At 64.3% G+C, this 2882-nt stretch carries 2 protein-coding genes and 1 pseudogene; all 3 read left to right on the top strand.

Annotation, left to right across the window (positions count from 1 at the left end):
• A partial coding sequence (locus BGN91_RS06870; RefSeq protein WP_292611709.1) for a DUF3363 domain-containing protein occupies nucleotides 1-615 on the top strand: 615 nt, incomplete at its 5' end.
• A gap of 31 nt (nucleotides 616-646) precedes the next feature.
• Entirely contained in the window at nucleotides 647-2632 is a 1986-nt protein-coding gene (locus BGN91_RS06875; protein ID WP_292611711.1) for a conjugal transfer protein TraG, read from the top strand.
• 6 nt (nucleotides 2633-2638) lie between these two features.
• Nucleotides 2639-2882: pseudogene (locus BGN91_RS06880) on the top strand (CopG family transcriptional regulator); the annotation flags it as partial.

The following is a 2882-nucleotide window of genomic DNA, read 5'->3' on the forward strand; positions in this document are numbered from 1 at the left end:
ACCCATCACATCAAGCTCGCCGACCTCGATGCTGCTGGGGACTCGGGCCCAGGTTCGATCGTCGAGCTGCGCAAGTTTGATGACGCGCAGGGCCGGCGACGCGTTGCGCTCGCAGTTCGATCGGACATCCCGCTCGAGCAGCAGATTACTGCCAACGGCGCCACCTGGCTGGACCGCCAAGCGATTGCGCGCGAACCGGTAGCCCTTGGTGGCGGTGGCTTCGGAGCCGAGGTGCGCGACGCGCTCGATCGCCGCGCCGAGCATCTCATCAGTCAGGGCCTGGCCGAGCGCCAGGCGCGCGGCGTGAGTTTCAGCCGCAACCTCATCGAAACACTGCGCCGACGCGAACTCGATGCACTGAGCGAACGTCTGACCGCCGAGACAGGACAAGCCGCCGCCAAACCGTCGGCCGGCGAGTATGTCGCCGGCACATACTATCGCCGCTTCGATCTCGCCTCCGGCCGCTTCGCGATGCTCGACGACGGGCTCGGCTTTCAGCTCGTCCCGTGGTCGCCGTCGCTCGAGCGGAATCTCGGTCGCCATGTCTCGGGCGTCGTACGTGGCGATGGCGGGATCGATTGGAGCTTCGGCCGCAAGCGGGGCATCGGCCTGTAACGAAGCGACGGGAAGAAAAGGAGAGCAGGTAATGTCCGCAACCAAGATCCTCTGGGGCCAGCTCCTCGCCGTCGCACTGATCATCCTCGGCACGACGTGGGTCGCGACCGAGTGGACGGCGTGGCGATTGGGCTTTCAAGCCCAGCTCGGCGAGCCATGGTTCATCGTGTTCGGCTGGCCAGTCTACTATCCACCGTCCTTCTTTCTGTGGTGGTATTTTTACGACGCCTATGCGCCGCCGATCTTCGTGGAAGGGGCCGTCATCGCAGCGTCAGGCGGCTTCATCGCGATCGCAGTCGCGATCGGCATGTCGGTGTGGCGTGCCCGCGAGGCGACGAACGTCGACACCTACGGCTCGGCACGATGGGCCCGGACCGACGAAGTGGATGCGGCGGGCCTCCTCGGTCCCGACGGCGTCGTACTCGGCAAGCTGGGCCGCGACTACCTCCGGCACGACGGGCCCGAGCATGTTCTCTGCTTTGCGCCGACGAGGAGTGGGAAGGGCGTGGGGTTGGTCATTCCCTCGCTGCTCACCTGGCCAGGCAGCGCGATCGTCCACGACATCAAAGGGGAGAACTGGCAGCTCACTGCCGGGTTTCGGTCGCAGCATGGCAGGGTGCTGTTGTTCGATCCGACCAACGCGAAGTCTTCCGCCTACAACCCGCTGCTCGAAGTCCGGCGCGGGGAATGGGAAGTCCGGGATGTCCAGAACATCGCCGATATCCTGGTCGATCCCGAAGGCTCGTTGGAGAAGAGGAACCATTGGGAGAAGACCTCCCATGCGCTGCTGGTCGGCGCCATCCTCCACGTGCTCTACGCGGAGGAGGACAAGACGCTCGCCGGCGTGGCGTCGTTCTTGTCCGACCCGCGGCGTCCGATCGAGTCCACGCTCGCGGCGATGATGAAGACCGCCCATCTCGGCGAGGCAGGACCGCATCCGGTGATTGCGAGTGCAGCACGAGAGCTGCTGAATAAATCGGACAACGAACGAAGCGGGGTGTTGAGCACCGCGATGTCGTTCCTCGGCCTCTATCGCGATCCTGTTGTGGCTGCCGTCACACGCCGTTGTGACTGGCGGATCACCGACATTGTCGGAGATACACGGCCGACGACCCTCTATCTCGTCGTGCCGCCATCCGACATTGTTAGGACCAAGCCGTTGATCAGGTTGATCCTCAACCAGATTGGCCGCCGCCTGACGGAGGACTTGAACAGCAAGGCCCGGCGGCATCGGCTTCTACTCATGCTCGATGAGTTTCCGGCGCTTGGCCGCCTTGACTTCTTCGAGAGCGCACTCGCCTTCATGGCCGGCTACAAATTGAAGAGCTTCATGATCGCGCAGAGCCTCAACCAGATCGAAAAGGCATACGGCCCGAACAACTCCATCTTGGATAATTGCCACGTCAGAATCTCGTTCGCGACCAACGACGAAAGGACAGCCAAAAGGGTCAGCGACGCCCTCGGCACCGCGACCGAACTGCGGGCGATGCGGAACTACGCCGGGCACCGGCTCAGTCCGTGGCTCGGCCATCTGATGGTCTCGCGCTCCGAGACGGCCCGGCCCCTGCTCACGCCGGGCGAGATCATGCAGCTCCCGCCCGCAGACGAGATCGTAATGGTGGCGGGCACGCCGCCCATTCGCGCGAAGAAGGCGCGCTATTTCGAAGATGCCAGGTTTCGGGCGCGAATCTTGCCGCCTCCCATCCTGACGAAGACAGATCACCAGCAATCGGATGACTGGACGGGCAGGCCCTTGCCGCCGCGACCCTTGCAGGACGCCGCGCCGTCAGTGAGCGGCGTGGACGACGAGGACTCGACGGGCTCCGAGAGGCGCCGCCAGCCGGAGCTGGATCGCGTGGCACCGATCGAGAAGAAGCCGCCCATCGCCAATGAGTTCGAGATCGACCTCAACGACGACGAGCCCGACGATGCCGCGCGGCTAAGCCGCATGAACCGACTCGTGCAAGGCATCGCGCGGCAGGTCTCGCTCGATCCGAACGATGGCATGGAACTGTAGGACGCCATGCCAAATCCGAACAAGAAGCAGCGGCTCTCGGTCTATCTTGAACCCGGCGTCACCAAATCGCTCGCGGAATACGCAGCGCGTCGTGGCCAGTCGCGCTCGCTCATCGCCGAAGCCGCGATCGCGTCTTTCCTGTCACCTGACGCCGCCGAGCGGCAGGAAGCTGCTATTGCGAAGCGTCTCGATCAGCTCGACAGGCGTATGACGCGCCTGGAACGGGACCTGGGCATCGCGGTGGAGACGC

Origin of the sequence: Nitrobacter sp. 62-13 (assembly GCF_001896955.1) — a bacterium.
In the GTDB taxonomy this organism is placed as follows: Bacteria; Pseudomonadota; Alphaproteobacteria; order Rhizobiales; family Xanthobacteraceae; genus Nitrobacter.